At 36.3% G+C, this 17448-nt stretch carries 10 protein-coding genes; 2 read left to right on the forward strand and 8 right to left on the reverse strand.

The features are described 5' to 3' along the window. Positions 1 to 15: 15 nt before the first annotated feature. Positions 16 to 1128, reverse strand: coding sequence for an FUSC family protein (locus tag MKZ30_RS08880; protein WP_002419531.1), 1113 nt, complete (start codon positions 1126 to 1128; stop codon positions 16 to 18). Positions 1129 to 1300: 172 nt separating this feature from the next. Here MKZ30_RS08880 and MKZ30_RS08885 point away from each other — a divergent pair, with 172 nt between their 5' ends. Continuing rightward, positions 1301 to 3442 carry a GH92 family glycosyl hydrolase gene (locus MKZ30_RS08885; protein ID WP_002419529.1) on the forward strand — a complete coding sequence of 714 codons (2142 nt, stop codon included), beginning with the start codon at positions 1301 to 1303 and terminating at the stop codon, positions 3440 to 3442. Positions 3443 to 3482: 40 nt separating this feature from the next. On the opposite strand, the gene MKZ30_RS08890 is transcribed toward MKZ30_RS08885, so the two are convergent. The 6 genes from MKZ30_RS08890 to MKZ30_RS08915 form a co-directional block, all read right to left on the reverse strand. Then, a complete protein-coding gene (locus MKZ30_RS08890) occupies positions 3483 to 4964 on the reverse strand; it encodes a response regulator transcription factor (RefSeq protein ID WP_002356858.1) in 1482 nt (493 codons plus the stop codon). 11 nt (positions 4965 to 4975) lie between these two features. Then, the gene (locus tag MKZ30_RS08895; RefSeq protein WP_002425984.1) at positions 4976 to 6706 is read right to left on the reverse strand and encodes a sensor histidine kinase; all 1731 of its coding nucleotides are present in this window, start codon (positions 6704 to 6706) and stop codon (positions 4976 to 4978) included. Continuing rightward, a complete protein-coding gene (locus MKZ30_RS08900) occupies positions 6660 to 7295 on the reverse strand; it encodes a YesL family protein (RefSeq protein ID WP_002362905.1) in 636 nt (211 codons plus the stop codon). The genes MKZ30_RS08895 and MKZ30_RS08900 overlap by 47 nt, the downstream gene beginning before the upstream one ends. Positions 7296 to 7365: 70 nt before the next feature. Continuing rightward, entirely contained in the window at positions 7366 to 8832 is a 1467-nt protein-coding gene (locus MKZ30_RS08905) for an ABC transporter substrate-binding protein (RefSeq protein WP_033600756.1), read from the reverse strand. Between the two features lie 23 nt (positions 8833 to 8855). Next, the gene (locus MKZ30_RS08910; protein ID WP_002359877.1) at positions 8856 to 9779 is read right to left on the reverse strand and encodes a carbohydrate ABC transporter permease; all 924 of its coding nucleotides are present in this window, start codon (positions 9777 to 9779) and stop codon (positions 8856 to 8858) included. Positions 9780 to 9790: 11 nt separating this feature from the next. Continuing rightward, positions 9791 to 10729, reverse strand: coding sequence for an ABC transporter permease (locus MKZ30_RS08915; RefSeq protein WP_033600758.1), 939 nt, complete (start codon positions 10727 to 10729; stop codon positions 9791 to 9793). Between the two features lie 369 nt (positions 10730 to 11098). Here MKZ30_RS08915 and MKZ30_RS08920 point away from each other — a divergent pair, with 369 nt between their 5' ends. Further along, on the forward strand, positions 11099 to 11686 hold the full coding sequence (locus tag MKZ30_RS08920) for a CPBP family intramembrane glutamic endopeptidase (RefSeq protein WP_002410846.1): 588 nt from the start codon (positions 11099 to 11101) through the stop codon (positions 11684 to 11686). Between the two features lie 93 nt (positions 11687 to 11779). Here the strand turns inward: MKZ30_RS08920 and MKZ30_RS08925 are convergent, their stop codons facing one another. Beyond that, positions 11780 to 17083 (reverse strand): isopeptide-forming domain-containing fimbrial protein, encoded by a 5304-nt coding sequence (locus MKZ30_RS08925; RefSeq protein ID WP_249958755.1) that lies wholly within the window; start codon positions 17081 to 17083, stop codon positions 11780 to 11782. Positions 17084 to 17448: the final 365 nt, after the last annotated feature.

The raw sequence follows: 17448 nt of genomic DNA on the forward strand, positions 1-17448 counted from the left end.
TCTGTGCCACACTTTTTAAAAACGCAAGATACGCTGATAAACAAATAAACCTAAATCAATTAAGCAAACAACAAAAATTGCCAATAATACAAAAGAGACCCGCAACTCTGCGGCATACATCCCTCGTAAACTAATTGTTGCCAAACATAACCCAAAAATCGTTGCCATTGTCACTTGTAACACGGTTCCTGGTTTTAGGGCATAAACAAAAATGCCAATCAAACTAGAAACAACGAGGTGTGTCAGTGGCAATTGAAGCCAATTGACAACAAACAGACTAAGGAAACATCCTAAAAGAGTCCCCCAAAAACGTGTCTTAATACGCGTGTTCATTTCTGCTTTCACTGGATGCAAGAGTAGAAAAACATTCATCGGAATCCAAATTATTTTAATGCCTCCTACACTCCACATTAAAATAAAACTCAGCGTAATGGTGAAACTCATACGAATAGCTAAACGAAATCGTTGCACCCTTTCGTCAGGACTTTCTAAAAATTGTTTGAAACTTGTGATCCCAAAAAAAGTCTGTTGTAAGTCGTGCCAGAAATTAATAACCGCCAATTTTTGTTGTTTCATATTTAATTGAATGCTTTTAAAAAAGCGAACATGGCCTCTACTCTTTAAGCTGGTTAGCTGACTTAATCCTGTTTGCCACCAAGCGTTTAATGTTAAAGCCAATAAAAAAAGACCAATTAAAAAGGCCACAACTTGAGATTGCATCAAAAATGTATTTCCTTTAACCTGGATTAACTGACAAAACGTAAACATCATCAAATAACTATGATACCGCATCGGTGTCGCAGATGAATAAAATAAATAAACAATTAAAAATGTCACACTACTATTTAAAATAATAGACCAGCTAAAGGAACTACTGGCTATAAATGCTAAAAAACTGATCACAAATTGCCTGATACTCATTTTGAGCAGCGCTACAAACGAATAATCTTTTTTATAGTTAATTTTAAACATAATAGTAAATACAGGCACCATAATTAAATAGCTTGGGGAAAATAAAAAATCCAATGTATAAAAACTAACCAAAAAAAAGGCGATGACTGGGAAAATGGCCCAAACATACGCAAAAAATTGCTGACTTTTTGTACTAAGAAAATAAATAACAATCACTCCAATATCGATTCCTTATCCATTGTAACATGCTTGTCAATTCCCTTTCCAAATTGAATATACCAATTCGTTAAAAATAAATAAAAAAGCAAATAAATACGCTTTCATTTCTCGTTTTTTGTGCTATAATCAGCCTATATGATATATCATTTAAAACAAAGGAGCTACTTTCATGAATATTCAAGCGATTGATACGCGACACGGAACTGCCAACCAACATAGTTTTTCAAATGGGAATTGTCTACCCTATACTGGCGTGCCATTTGGGATGAATTTTTACGCCCCGCAAACAACTGACCAAAAAGGCAGCTGGTGGTTTCATCCAGAAGATCGAACATTTCAAGGCTATCGAGTAACGCATCAACCAAGTCCTTGGATGGGTGATTTTAGCCATTTATTAATGACCCCTGTCAGTGGTTCATTGTCGGAACTTTCTTTATTCCATGCCCAAAGTTCTTATCGTCCAGAAGAAAGCCTTTTTTCTCCTGTCGAAATTAACTTAACTCAATTACGCTATCAAATAACTTCTCAATTAATCCCAAGCATGTATGGTGGTATCTTAACCATTGATTATCAACAAAAAGATAATCACTTACTGCTAACTCTGCCTGGACGTTATCAAGTAAAACAATTAGATGACCATCAAGTGGCTGTAAAAGTCATCAACTATTCTGGTTGTGAAGATCCAGATTTTAGTTTTTATTTTGTGCTTCATTTTGAACAGCCTTTAACCAAATGGTTTGCCCCTTCTTCAGGTGAAGATGGCAAAATCCTTCTTTCTTTTGGAAATATTGCTCAACAAGTTGTTCATTTTAGTAGTTCATTTATTTCTGAAAAACAAGCGCAGTTAAATTTAGCGCGAGAAATCTCTTTGCGTTCTACTGAGATGCTGCAACAAGGAATCGCAGATTGGCATAATTATTTCGATCGCCTTAAAGTAACGCATGAAAATCCTGAACATACTAAAACGTTTTATCATACACTGTATCGAACATTCCTATTTCCGCAAACCTTTTATGAATTGGACGAAAATCAGCAGCCGATTCATTATGATACGTTCTCGCAAACGGTTCGTCCTGGTGTACTATATACCAATAATGGCTTTTGGGATACTTATAAAACGGTCTACCCATTGTTCTCACTAATTGCTCAAGAAAAATACGAAGAGATGCTAGAAGGCTTTTTAAATAGTTACAACGAAACAGGTTTCTTGCCAAAATGGTTATCTCCAGATGAGCGTGGTTTAATGCCCGGCACCTTGATTGACGCTGTCATTGCTGATGCCGCCGTGAAAAAGATTCGTCCTGACTTGATGTCTCAGTTCCTAGAAGCGATGAAAAAAGGCGCCACACAACAAAGCGAACGAGAAAATTATGGACGTCAAGGAACTCTGGATTATCTAAAATATGGCTATGTTCCTTCAACCTATCATGAATCTGTCAATCATACCTTAGACTATGCGTACAGCGATTTCTGTATTTCGCAAGTTGCAAAAACATTGAATGATTCAGAGACCGCAACGTTTTATCGTCAACAAGCCTTGAATTATCAACAACTTTTTAATCCTGAAACTGGCTTTATGCAAGCCAAGGATACTGAAGGTAATTTCCGTCCTGACTTTTTAGATATTCGTTGGGGCAAAGATTACGCCGAAGGAAGTGCTTGGCAATCAAGTTTTGCGGTTTATCAAGATTTTGCAGGTTTGATTAAACTATATGGTAGCGAGTTAGCTTTCGAAAAAAAATTAATTCAGCTCTGCAATCAAGCGCCTAACTTTAACGTTGAAGGCTATGGTTTTGAAATTCATGAAATGAGTGAAATGGCGGCAATTGATTTTGGTCAATTAGCCATCTCAAATCAACCAAGTTTCCATTATCCGTTTCTATTCAGCTACATCGGCAAACCAGAGATGGCTCAACCACTTTTAAAACAACTAATGCAAACATTTGATGCTTCACCAACTGGCTATCCAGGTGATGAAGACAATGGTAGCATGTCTGCTTGGTATATTTTTAATAGCTTAGGCTTTTATCCCGTCACACCAGGAACTGGTGAATATGTAATCGGGATGCCTTTAGTCCAGACGGCGGAAGTAAAACTGTCAAATGGTAAACAATTAACCATTCAGACATCACCAAACAAAGTCCAACAACAATTTATTCATGAAATTCAGTTAAACCAAGAAAAACATACTGCGCCTTATTTTACTCATCAAGAACTATTAAACGGCGGGACTTTAGATTATCAATTAGGGATTGTCCCGAATCCACAAAACACAGCAGAACGACCGTTTTCATTAAGTACAGAAAAATAATAAAAAGAAAGATGTTCATAAAAATTGAACATCTTTCTTTTTATTCTTCGACACCTGCGTAATTTGATTGGTATTGCTCTCGAAATTCTTTTGGGGTAATTCCATTTAATTTTTTAAACATTTTTGAAAAATAGTTGGTATTGTTAAATCCTACTTTTTCTGAAATTTCGTTGATTGTATCATCCGTGTACAATAATAATTTCTGGGCATGCTTGGTACGCACTTGATTCAAATATTGAGAAAAACTCCGCTTGGTTTCTTTTTTGAAAATTTGGCCTAAATAACTAGGATTCAAATGAAGCTCATCCGCCACCGTTTTTAAGTTTAATTCTTCTAAATAGCCTTGTTCAATTCTTTCTACAGCTTGGCTAACACTTTCTGAATATTTTTTTATTTTAGGTTTATTTTTCACTTCTGCCAAGACTTGCTGCATTAACGCATACAGTGTATTAAGATTGTTGCTAGCTCGAATTTCTTCCACGATTTTTTCATAGTTTTCTTCTAACACAGTTGGATACTGACGGGAAATATCTGAAAAAAGTAAGAAGACTACATAGCGTACATATTCTGGCGTAGCGTGTTGTTGACTTAACTGATTGAAAATGGCATCTAATTCCCGTTGAATGGTCTGCATATCCCCAATCATCAAGGCTTGGTTAAACGCTAGAAAAGTAAAATCTTCTGCCGAACGATTCATTTGTTCTTTTTGATTATTTGGCAAAAATTCTTGATAGAACGTTTCAATTGCTTGCAACTGTTTTACTTTCTCATAACTTTCATAAACCGTTTCCCATTCATTGACAGATTCCCCTACAAAAATCTGACCTTGACCAGCTAGAATCGCTTCAATTTCACGAATAAATAAGAACGCTTCTTGTCTAGCCCCTTTATAGATAAGTAACAATTGGTGGTACGTACTCATCCAACTTTCAATGAATAACAGTTGACCTTTTTTCATAAATAGTTCCTTGATTGTTTCTAAAAATGGCATCTCAGCTTCAACCAATAAAACGGTAAAATCACCTGGTTTTATAGTCGTAAATTGCTGCATTAACTCTTCGTATTCCCCTTCGCTGATTTCATCATTAAGCCAACGCATCAAGCCATTTTCTAAATATAGACGCACGCGAGCATGGGATTTTTTTTGTTGGTCCAATTCTGTTTTGATTCTTTGGATATTGGCTAATAGTTCTTGCTTATTGACTGGTTTCAAAAGATAATCTTGGACCTGCAAAGCCATGCCTTTTTTGACGTAATCAAACTCTTGATAACCTGATAAAATTAAACTAATAAATTGATGTCCTTTTTTCTTTGCTTGCTCAATTAATTCGATCCCACTCATTTCCGGCATCGTAATATCTGTTAATAAAACATCAATGGATTCTGTTTCTAAAAAAGCCAATGCTTCTTGCGCACTACGCGCTGTTTTAACAATTTCAAAGCCTAACTCTTGCCAAGGAATAATCCATTTTAAGCCTTCTAAAATCATATATTCATCATCAACAAACATCACTCGATACATCTTTTCACCCCTTATGCTACAAACGAAAGACGAATTGTCGTCCCTTCTCCTTCTTTCCCTTCAATGGTTAAACCATAACTCTCCCCAAAAAAGCGTTGTAAACGTTCATGAACATTTCTTAATCCAATGGATTGTTCCGTTTCTATTTCTGTTTGATTTAAACGTTCGCGAATTTCCTCTAACCGATTGGCGGTAATTCCTTTTCCATTATCCACAACAGCCACAATAATTTTTTCGCCTTCTCGGTAGGCATGGACCTTGATAGCATTGTCTTGTCGTTGATAGTCAATTCCATGCACAAAATAATTTTCGACAAGCGGCTGAATGATGAACTTAGGAATTTCAACATCAGCAATTGTTTCTTCTATTTCGAACTTATAGGCAAATTGGTCGGGATAACGCATTTGATACAAATACACATATTTTTCGCAAAATGAGATTTCCTCTGCCAAGGTCGTGGTTTTTTCTTGGTTAATATTATTCCTAAGTAACGTTGAAAAAGCATAGACAACATCAGCTAGTTCTTCTTGTTGCCGACTCAAGGCATACATACGAATATATTCCAACGTATTATAAAGAAAATGAGGATTAATTTGCGACTGTAACGCTCTCATGTGAGCATCGCGTTGCTTAATTTCTAAAGTATAAATATCGTGAATGTATTGATCTAAACTGTCTACCATAAAATTAATCGCGGAAGCAATATCATTCAACTCTTCCTGAACTTGATTCGTGTCAATTCGTTCTTTTAAATTGCCATCGCCAATGGCTCGTGTCGCTTCTAAAATTAATTGGACTTGTTGAGAATAGCGTTTAAACAGGCGGTTTAAGCCCACTAATAAAATAACAATCAAAAGTAACCCAATCCCTAAAATGGCCGCATAATTCATAAACAATTGCTGAAATAAGACTCGGCGGCTTGTTAATAAGAGAATGGTACTCCGGCCACTGCTTTCTATTTCCGTAATATCGTAGCGATTATGAAAAACCTGTTGAATGTCACTATCGGTGTGCATTCTTTTATCTAGTTGCCGCTCTTCTTCTTTGGTAAATTGTGCTTTTTCAGAAAAAATTTGATTTCCAGCACTATCATAGATAAACGCATTAATACCTGATTTTTTCAATAAGTCTGCTTGGTTGCCTAGCAATTCTTGACTTGAAAATACAGTGTACAATTCTCCCAGTGGTTGTCCTGTATAAGGATCGGAGATAATTCGCATTAGTTGAAAGCCATGTTTTTTAATTGATGACATATCCATTTTTTTCCCATTTGTAGCTGTGCGATTGGCGAACAAAACCTGATCAAATTCATCTAAGCGAATAATCACTTCTTCTAAGTCAGGAAAGGTGCTAAATAATGTACTTAAATTATTTCCAAAGTGAGTACTGACCCGATCTTCCGACCATTGACTGTAAGTATAGTCAAAATACTCAGGAGGAGAAAGTTCCATATATTTTCGCATGTTTTCAATTTTACTTGCAGAGCCAGCTAATTCATTAATCATATTTGTCGCCGCATTATTTTTATTCGTTACATAGCTGTCAATTTGGGAAATGGCATTATTTTTTTGTGAATCAATTGATAAGTTAATTGTATAAGTAACATAAACGCACAAAGCAGCCACCGTTAACAAAATAATACTTGTTAACAGTAGACTGTATTTTTGTACTAATCGATTTAATAAATATTTTTTTTTAAACAGTTTTTTGAAGATTCGCTTCATTTTGTTCCAACTTTCCATCAATAAACTGGCGATTTTTACGCGTGACATAGGCACACCACATCATAATTAAGGCAAACGAAGCAAATAGTAGCAGTCCTTTCATTTTCCAAGTTAAAGCAACGATACTAATTACACCGAATAAGACTTTAAAAAATACACCGAGGTTTAAAAAGATACTGATAAATGAAAGCTTCATTAAATCAATAGTTGAGATAAAATAGCTTCCTTCATATAGTAGCATATAAATGTAAAAAATAACGAGTATTAGGGAAACAAAAAATAAAATAAATGTAATAATTAACCACATTATTCCGGTAAATTGAACGGCTAAATAAATATTATAAAAAACAAATCCTAAAGTGAAGAGAAAAAGTAAAAAATAACAGTTACTTCTTTTAAAATGTGCTTTCCATGATTCAAATGCTCGTTTAACGGTGATTGCTTGATAATTCATGCCCTCTTCCAAAATGAAATCAGTCATCATTTGGAGTGCTGGACCAACACCAAAAATAATCCCTCCAGCTAAACTAAATAAAACAAACAGTAAATTTAGTTTGATTACTGTCCAGGAAAGGTAAAACAACCGCTGAATCCCTGTACTTTCCATCTTCCTCTTCCTTTCTATTATGTAAAAGGCTGAGCCAAAAGCGCTCAACTAATGCCTCAGCCTCCTGTGATTATTTTTGAGATTGGATATATTCGTCTAATTGTGTTTGCATTTCTTTTTGAACTTTATCCCAGCCAGCTGTTTTTAGGTCATCCATTAATTTTGGAAGTATTTCTTCTGGATCAACAGTTCCTGTATTTAAGCTTGCTGCGTAACGGTTCATAACTGTAGCAACGTTAGTGATTTCAGTTTTCACTTTATCATTTACAAAAGTAAAACCAAGAATTGGTGAATCTTTTGCTTCTTCGATGCTCTTATCACGTTCTTTAACCATGTCTTCAGTGACAGATTCTTCTGGCCAAATGATTAAGTTGTTTCCTGTGTTCCAAGCACTCAAATGAGTTGTTGGTGTGTAATCTTTCAATAATTTCACACGATCATCGCCAACTTTTTCATATTGTTTGCCTTCTTCACCATAAACAAGTCCGTTTAGCAATTCTGGATTGCTGTTTAATAAACCTAGCAATTCAACAGCTTTTTCTTTGTTTTTAGACGTATTTGCAACAACATAGTTAGCCATTTGCGCTTGTGCTGTTGTTTTTAATGGTTCTGTTAGTGGACGAGAAACAAGTGGTTTGCCAGCAGCTTGTGTTAAGATTGTATCACCATAATCCATAGGACCTTGTGTTTCTTGACGCATGAACCAAGTATTGGTATTTAAGTCATATGGTGTTGTACTTGTAGCAGCATCTGTTGGAATCAAGCCATCTTTATACCATTGATGTAAGACTTTTAAGTTATTAATCATGTCTTTGTCGGCATATTGGTTAATAATTTTTGGTGAACCAGTATCAGTTGTTTTTACTGCAAATGGATATTGGTTACCAATAGGGAAGTCATAATTACCTGTTGCAAAAAATGTTTGGCCGATAGCAAAAGCAGCAATATTTGGTTCTTTTTTATGGAATTCTTTTAGAACTTCCGTTGCACTTTCATAACTACCATCGACTTTACTAATATCTAAATTGTATTTATCGACATATTCTTTATTAAAAGTTAAAACTTGTTGACCGTAAGAGTTACCTAAAATTGGGAACGCATACAGTTTTCCATTGATCGTATTTCCTTTAATATAGTTATCTGGCAATTGATCATAGGCTTCTTTTGCATATTTAGGTGCTAAATCAGTTAAATCAGCATAGGCGCCTTTTTGTGCATTCGTTGCATAATTTTGTGCTAATGAAATATCATAGCTTTCACCAGAAGCAACAATTGTTGACATTTTTTGGTCCCAATCGCCCCAACCAACAAATTCCATTTTTAATTTTGCCCCAATTTTTTTCTCGATAATTTTATTCGCATTATCGATTAATTGGTCATAATTATCTGGTTTGTCCCCAACACGATACATTAATAACGTTGGTGTACTATCATCACCTTTTGACGCTGCATCTTTTGAAGATTTACCGCACGCGCTTAGTCCTACAGCTAAAGCTGCTGCGCCAGCTACGGCTAATCCTTTTTGCCATTTTTTCATTCCTTATTTCCTCCTGTACAATTTTATTCTTTCACGCCACCGATTGTTAAACCACCCACGAAATATTTTTGGAAGAATGGGTAAGTTAACGCAATTGGTAACGTAGATAAGACAACAATCGCCATTCGAGCCGATTCACTTGGTAGAACGCCTAACCCTTCTTGTGCTGCTGCACCCATATCCGTACTTCTTGATAAGAACTCTAAGTTGTTTTGAATTTTCATCAATAAATACTGTAATGGTACCAAGGTATCTTTTTGAATGTAAAGTAATGCATTGAACCAATCGTTCCAATAACCCAAAGCCGCAAACAAACTAATTGTGGCAATCCCTGGAACGGCTAGTGGTAACACAATGCTGACAAAAATGCGCATTTCACTTGCGCCATCAATACGTGCCGATTCAATAATACTGTCAGGCACGGTTTTCTTGAAAAACGTTCGCATCACTAAAATATTAAATGGTCCTAAAGCTAAAGGCAAAATTAACGCCCAAATTGTATCTTTCAATTGCAATAAGTTTGTCATTACTAAATAGTTCGCAACCATCCCTGGTGAAAATAACATTGTAATTAAAGCAAACAATGTAAAGAATTTTTTAAATGGAAAGTTGGAACGAGAAATGACATAGGCATATAATGACGTCATTGTTGCATTGACAATCGTCCCTGTCACCGTAATGAAGACCGTTACCCCTAAGGCATGAATAATACGTTGACTCATTGCCCCTTGGAAAATGTAACGATAGGCCTCCAATGAAAATTCTTTTGGCCAAAACCGGTAGCCGTTTGCTGCTAATGATCCTTCACTTGTCAATGAAATCATAATAACAAAGAAAAACGGAACCACACAGGAAATAGCAAAAATAGCAATGACAATATTGAAAATCAAATTCGCTGTCGGGTTGAAGGATCGAACGTTAACGCTAGTGACTTTTTTCTTTTTCATAATCCTTCCTCCTAAAATAGTGCTGAATCTGGTTCAATTCGACGAACAACTAAATTCGCAATTAATAATAAACATGCCCCAACGACAGATTGATATAACGCTGCAGCTGCCGTCATGCCTACATCACCAGTAGCCGTTAAGCCATTGTAAATATAGGTATCTAACACACTTGTCACGTTGTAAAGCGCACCTGAATTTCTTGGTACGATGTAGAACAAACCAAAGTCTGCTCTGAAGATACCGCCGATGTTTAAAATTAATAAAACAGACATCATTGGTAAAATTTGTGGAATCGTAACATTTTTTATTTGTTGCCATTTGTTGGCACCATCTACCATCGCTGCTTCATAGTATGTCGGATCAATCCCCATCACAGAAGCATAGTAGATAATACTGTTGTAGCCTAGACTCTTCCAAACATTTAGGAAGACAAAAATTACTGGCCACCAACGTGGATCTGCATACCAGTTAATCATTGTACCGCCATTACCAGTAATCCATTGATTCAAAATCCCTTTATCTGGACTTAAAAAGGCATAAACAAAATAGTTAATAACCATCCAAGATAAGAAATATGGTAGCAATGACATCGTGTGATAAACTTTAACCAAGCGACGATTTCTTAATTCACTCATAATAATAGCAAAAGCAATCGCGAAGAATAAGTTAAAGGCTAAAAAGATGACATTGTACAAAATGGTATTTCTAGTAATTAACCAAGCATCTTTTGACGCAAATAAAAATTTAAAGTTTTCAAAACCAACCCAAGGACTTTCTCTTAGACTAGCTAAGAAACCATCTGGTGAAATATGAAAATCTTTAAATGCGACCACATTGGCTAAGACTGGTATATAGAAGAAAAATATAAACCAGATAAATCCTGGTAACGCCATAAGAATTAAGGCCTTATAACGCCATACATTTTGAAAAAACCCGTTTTTCTTCTTCATTCATTTCGCTCCTTTCATAAATATAATAGCGTTTTCATAATATCTTTTTAAGGAACAAATTATAGGATTTGAGAAACAAATTATAGATTTTGTATCATTTTAAGGTAAAAATTTACCGAATTGACCGTTCTTTGTGAAAACGTTTATCTGATATTTTTTTAATAACTATTTAAGAACTTAAAAAATAATTGGATAAATCTCACTCATAAAGCGGTTTCGCTAGTGCGTATTTGTTGTATAAAAGCTGAGAACTTGTTATTTTCACAAAGGATATTATCTAATTATTTTTGAGGAGGACTATTTTTGAATTTTATCCGTAAAAACACTAGAGCAATTAGTTTAATTGTGGTATATTTTTTCACAGTTTTAATGCAAGCTGGTTCTTTATTATTATTAGCTATTTCACTGTTATTTGATAATAATTTAGTAGAATCATCTTTTGCAAATCTCGTAACAGGTTTAACTATTACTGCTATTGTGGGAATAGTTTTATTTTGGAAAGAAATCGTTGCTGGGTTCGACTATTTTAAAGAAGAGACTCTTTGGCGTATTTTTAGCATTTTCTTATGGGTGGGGCTGATTTTTTTAGTCGATATTATTATTCAAAAAATCATGAGTAATAATCCAATTGCTAATCAACAAGATGTTCTCTCATTTGGTGCACAAGTTCCATTGCTTGTTACTCTATTTTTCTTAGCAATCGTGGGGCCAATTGCTGAAGAACTAGTTTTTCGGCAAGTATTAATGAATTGTTTATCGGAAACAATTGGTATAGCCAGTGCGACTATAATTTCAATTTTTTTATTCACCTTTATGCACACACAACAGCCCCTTGATTTTCTCATTTATCTGCCAGGAGCTATTTTATTATCTGCAGCTTACTTAAAATCAAATCGTTCGCTTGTATTTGTTATGGCTATTCATATTGTTAATAATATGTTGGGTTTCTTGTTATAAATCAAAAAGAGTTGGCGACATAGGTCATTTTGACTTATGTTGCCAACTCTTAAATTTTCAGCTAATTAGTCGTTCTAAAACAATCGATTTTGTTTACTCTTCTTTTTCTTTGTTTCTCTTTATAACATAGAGAATTAATACAATTAAGATCAGTCCTACACCCAGATATGCAAATATTTTTTGGACTTTTTCTCCTGTTTTTGGTAAATAGGATGATTTAGACGTTTCTTTCTTGTTTATGGCAATTTCATTTTTACTATTTTTTGTAGGTTTGTTCTGGTCTGTAACAACTTTTTTTGTTTCCTTTTTATTTTTCGCTGGTTCTTCGGGTGTAATAGGCACCTCTGGTTCTTCGGGCGGATTAACTGTGTCATCTACTTTGGCTTTGTTGAGAATTGTTTCGCCCGCTTTGGCTTCTTCATTAACAATCACTTTGAAGCGAATACTCCGCTCTTTTGTATCAGTGATACTTGGGTATTCCGCCGTGATTATGCCGTTGGCTTCTTTCAAGCTGGTAGGTTTTGGTGCATCACCGACACTTGTTAGGCTATCTTTGACATACGTCAATCCTTTTGGTAGTTGGTCTGTGATAACTACTTTGTTTAGGATGCCATTTTCGATAGTGTTGCGGAAGCTAATGGTGTATTCGATTGCTTCCCCTAGTTTTGGTTTGGCGTTATTAACGGTTTTTGTTGCGGTTAGTTTGCCTTCTTTTATTCGAGGTGTGATTGGTTCTTCGGGTGTAATGGGTACCTCTGGTTCTTCGGGCGGATTAACTGTGTCATCTACTTTGGCTTTGTTAAGAATTGTTTCGCCCGCTTTGGCTTCTTCATTAACAATCACTTTGAAGCGAATACTCCGCTCTTTTGTATCAGTGATACTTGGGTATTCCGCCGTGATTATGCCGTTGGCTTCTTTCAAGCTGGTTGGCTTGGGTTCATCACCGACACTTGTTAGGCTATCTTTGACATACGTTAGTCCTTTTGGTAGTTGGTCTGTGATAACCACTTTGTTTAAGACGCCATTTTCGACAGTGTTGCGGAAGCTAATGGTGTATTCGATTGCTTCCCCTAATTTTGGTTTAGCGTTATTAACGGTTTTTGTAGCGGTTAGTTTGCCTGCTTTCGCTTCTGGTACCACAGGCACCTCTGGTTCTTCGGGCGGATTAACTGTGTCATCTACTTTGGCTTTGTTGAGAATTGTTTCGCCTGCTTTGGCTTCTTCGTTAACGATCACTTTGAAACGAATACTCCGTTCTTTCATATCAGTGATACTTGGGTATTCCGCTGTGATTGTGCCGTTGGCTTCTTTCAAGCTGATCGGTTTTGGTTCATCACCGACACTTGTTAGGCTATCTTTGACATATGTCAGTCCTTTTGGCAGTTGGTCTGTGATAACTACTTTGTTTAGGACGCCGTTTTCGATGGTATTGCGGAAACTGATGGTGTATTCGATTGCTTCTCCTAGTTTTGGTTTAGCGTTATTAACGGTTTTTGTAGCGGCTAGTTTGCCTGCTTTCGCTTCTGGTACCACAGGCACCTCTGGTTCTTCGGGCGGATTAACTGTGTCATCTACTTTGGCTTTGTTAAGAATTGTTTCGCCCGCTTTGGCTTCTTCGTTAACGATCACTTTGAAGCGAATACTCCGCTCTTTTGTATCAGTGATACTTGGGTATTCCGCTGTGATTGTGCCATTAGTTTCTTTCAAACTGATTGGCTTGGGTTCATCACCGACACTTGTTAGGCTATCTTTGACATATGTCAGTCCTTTGGGTAGTTGGTCTGTGATAACTACTTTGTTTAGGATGCCATTTTCGATGGTGTTGCGGAAGCTAATTGTGTACTCGATAGTTTCGCCTAGTTTTGGTTTGGCGTTATTAACGGTTTTTGTAGCGGCTAGTTTGCCTGCTTTCGCTTCTGGTACCACAGGCACCTCTGGTTCTTCGGGCGGATTAACTGTGTCATCTACTTTGGCTTTGTTAAGAATTGTTTCGCCCGCTTTGGCTTCTTCGTTAACGATCACTTTGAAGCGAATACTCCGCTCTTTTGTATCAGTGATACTTGGGTATTCCGCTGTGATTGTGCCATTAGTTTCTTTCAAACTGATTGGCTTGGGTTCATCACCGACACTTGTTAGGCTATCTTTGACATATGTCAGTCCTTTGGGTAGTTGGTCTGTGATAACTACTTTGTTTAGGATGCCATTTTCGATGGTGTTGCGGAAGCTAATTGTGTACTCGATAGTTTCGCCTAGTTTTGGTTTGGCGTTATTAACGGTTTTTGTAGCGGCTAGTTTGCCTGCTTTCGCTTCTGGTACCACAGGCACCTCTGGTTCTTCGGGCGGATTAACTGTGTCATCTACTTTGGCTTTGTTGAGAATTGTTTCGCCCGCTTTGGCTTCTTCATTAACAATCACTTTGAAGCGAATACTCCGCTCTTTTGTATCAGTGATACTTGGGTATTCCGCTGTGATTGTGCCATTAGTTTCTTTCAAACTGATTGGCTTGGGTTCATCACCGACACTTGTTAGGCTATCTTTGACATATGTCAGTCCTTTGGGTAGTTGGTCTGTGATAACTACTTTGTTTAGGATGCCATTTTCGATGGTGTTGCGGAAGCTAATTGTGTACTCGATAGTTTCGCCTAGTTTTGGTTTGGCGTTATTAACGGTTTTTGTAGCGGCTAGTTTGCCTGCTTTCGCTTCTGGTACCACAGGCACCTCTGGTTCTTCGGGCGGATTAACTGTGTCATCTACTTTGGCTTTGTTGAGAATTGTTTCGCCCGCTTTGGCTTCTTCATTAACAATCACTTTGAAGCGAATACTCCGCTCTTTTGTATCAGTGATACTTGGGTATTCCGCCGTGATTATGCCGTTGGTTTCTTTCAAGCTGGTTGGCTTGGGTTCATCACCGACACTTGTTAGGCTATCTTTGACATACGTCAGTCCTTTTGGTAGTTGGTCTGTGATAACCACTTTGTTTAAGACGCCATTTTCGACAGTGTTGCGGAAGCTAATGGTGTACTCGATAGTTTCGCCTAGTTTTGGTTTAGCGTTATTAACGGTTTTTGTTGCGGTTAATTTGCCAGTTACTTGTTCGTCCGCAATTTTTGCTTCTACTATATTAGAAGTTTCGTTGACTTTTGCAGATGTTAAAATATCTACTGCCTCAACGGTTGCGCTATTAGGCACTAATTCATTTGCTTTTGCTCGTTCATTTATCTGCGCTTTAAATTCGTAAATTGTTTCAGCTGTATCAGCTTTGTAGCTACCTCCTTGTGTAGCAGTTGCACCATTGCCAACACGGACTATAATTTGTTTATTGGTTGCATCATATTCTGCTTGATCATCGCCTGAAGCATCCGTTTTTTCACCAGAATTTGGTCCACTAATAATTTTTAAAGAGCCTGGCAAATAATTTAAGCGACCATCTAGTGCATCCTTCGAAACTGAATTTATCGCTTCTGAATCAGCTTTTGTATTTTTTAGTGAGACACGATACGTGATTGTTTCACCAACTTTGTAAGTTTCTTTTGGTTCCACAATTTCTTTCTTAATTTCAAATTCAGGTGTTTCTGCGTTTACAGCAAAACCAATCGCATTCGTAGAATAATCGTCACCACTACTTGTTGTTCTAAAATTAATTTGGTTTTGTCCAGCATTTAAAACACCTTCGGGAATTGCCATACGATCGATATCAATATCTAAAAAATTAGGATGATCCGGCGCAAATTTCCCTGGATACTTGTCTACCATATGTTCATCGTTATCTGTCACAGTTGCGTTCATAGCATTGTTAACTGGATTGAGCGTGTTCGAAATATTTACCCAAGTTCCTGCGCTATTTTTAATTTGTGCGTTGTCTCCAGTCCAGTATTTATCTCCTTGAACAGTAAACCAGGTCACAATTGGATCAAGCTTTCCTTGTTTTGCTGTTAAAAAGTTGCTCATAGTAAATTCATTATTAGTTCCAGCAGCATTGCCACGTGCTCCATAGTAAATACTAAAAGCTCTTGACTTACTTGCCTGATCCTTTGTAACAACAAACAAACTCCAACCACTAAAGTTATAATATTGATATTGACCATTTAAACTACTTGTCATAGGAATATCTGCTAACGTATAACTTCCTGTCGCACTTTTATCCCCTTGTAAAATTGAAGTTACATCTGCATAATTAGAAAATCCAGTATTATTGTATCCGAAACGTTGTCCTGGGTTTGTTGCATCTTGATCGATACGATGGTACCTTTGGGGCGAAACACGCTGTACGGTTCCATTTGGTGTTGTAAATTGAACTGGTGCACTAATTTCTTCATCAGAAAGATTTGTTCCGTAAGCAGGGCCTTTATATCTAGAGGCACTCCAAAATAAGCCCGCCCAAGCAATCTCTTTTGCACCATTTAAATCAATATAAGCCCGACTAGAGTTATACGTATTTGGATCATTGTCAACATCTGCAAATTCTAAAGGAAAATTGTTAATTGCATAACCACTACTTGCTCCTCGTGTGTTTAAAAATGTTTGCGCAGCCCCCGTATTTTCATTCGCAATTTTTAAGTTGGTATTTCCCGTTGAAAAAAGTTCTCCTCTATGAACGCTTTGATAAATCGGTGTATTAAACCCCCGACCAGGTGTTGGTGGCACTAACGGACCAGTAGGTTGCGCCTTTAATGGAGGTTGCTCAGGACTTTCGGTAGCCTGCGTTAGTGCTGTCTCTTGAATACTTTCTGTCGCCTTTCCTGCTTCAGGCTTTGTTTCGTTACTAGTAGTTGCGGTCATTTCATTTGTAGAAGAGGCTGTTTCGCTTGCCTGATTTTCTACTTTTGTTTCTGAAGTTTCCTGTTTTTCCTTCGAAACAAACTCTTTATCTGCTAGCATATCTTTACTAGGTAAATCAATTACTAGTGTCCCTTTTTCATTATCTTCTATTAGTACGCTGACCAATAACTTGCTCGACGCTTTTGTAGTTATTTGCCCATTTATGGTAATCTTTCTTGTTGAATTTGGTTGAAGGTTAAGCAGTTTAATATCGGTTGTTTGATCTTTCTCATTTGTTTCAACCTTTGCTTGTTCTTCTAAAGACGTAGGTCCTCGCTCTTCGCTTAAAGTATCTAATACAAATTTGATTGGACTATCATTGTTATTTTTTTGTTTTAAAATGAGATTTTTGATTGGTACATCTCGTGTATTTGTTATTTCGTAAGTGACCGTTTTAATATCTTCTTGAGACGATGTATCTTCTATTTTCCCTATTACTTTGAGCCCGTCTTTTTCAACAGTATTCTCAGCATCACTCGTTACTTCTTGAGCAAATGCGTTCATCATTGGTAACAAATTTAAAATAAACAGCATGGTAATCATAAGGTAACTCACAAAATTTTTAACCGCTTTATTCATTTACATTCTCCTTCGTTCTTTTCATTTACTTAAACAAATCATCTTCAAACAACTTTTTTTAACGTACGATTTTCCGTTTCTCCTTATAATCAAAAAGTAACACATTATATTGGCTAAAAAAAGAAAAAAACCCGATATTTCAACAAAAAATTACGAATTAAATAACACGTTTTATATGAAGCAAATATATTGACTTTCCCTAAAAAAATACAAATATAGGTAAGTTCTAGCTTTAAGAGTAATTTTTTTATTGTTTTCCCTTTAATAACATTCGTTCTAAATTGTTTTAAAAACTAAAAATTTTTTCATGTAATTTTCATTACATTTACCAAAAAAAGAAACTAGCTTAGCTACATTTGCTATTA

The organism is Enterococcus sp. LX10, from assembly GCF_023539285.1.
Lineage (GTDB): Bacteria > Bacillota > Bacilli > Lactobacillales > Enterococcaceae > Enterococcus > Enterococcus faecalis.

Coding starts and splice junctions, on each gene's coding strand:
- MKZ30_RS08905 (WP_033600756.1), bottom strand. CDS start 8,832: ATGAAAAAATGGCAAAAAGGATTAGCCGTAGCTGGCGCAGCAGCTTTA.
- MKZ30_RS08885 (WP_002419529.1), top strand. CDS start 1,301: ATGAATATTCAAGCGATTGATACGCGACACGGAACTGCCAACCAACAT.
- MKZ30_RS08895 (WP_002425984.1), bottom strand. CDS start 6,706: ATGGAAAGTTGGAACAAAATGAAGCGAATCTTCAAAAAACTGTTTAAA.
- MKZ30_RS08920 (WP_002410846.1), top strand. CDS start 11,099: ATGCAAGCTGGTTCTTTATTATTATTAGCTATTTCACTGTTATTTGAT.
- MKZ30_RS08890 (WP_002356858.1), bottom strand. CDS start 4,964: ATGTATCGAGTGATGTTTGTTGATGATGAATATATGATTTTAGAAGGC.
- MKZ30_RS08900 (WP_002362905.1), bottom strand. CDS start 7,295: ATGGAAAGTACAGGGATTCAGCGGTTGTTTTACCTTTCCTGGACAGTA.
- MKZ30_RS08925 (WP_249958755.1), bottom strand. CDS start 17,083: ATGAATAAAGCGGTTAAAAATTTTGTGAGTTACCTTATGATTACCATG.
- MKZ30_RS08915 (WP_033600758.1), bottom strand. CDS start 10,729: ATGAAGAAGAAAAACGGGTTTTTTCAAAATGTATGGCGTTATAAGGCC.
- MKZ30_RS08910 (WP_002359877.1), bottom strand. CDS start 9,779: ATGAAAAAGAAAAAAGTCACTAGCGTTAACGTTCGATCCTTCAACCCG.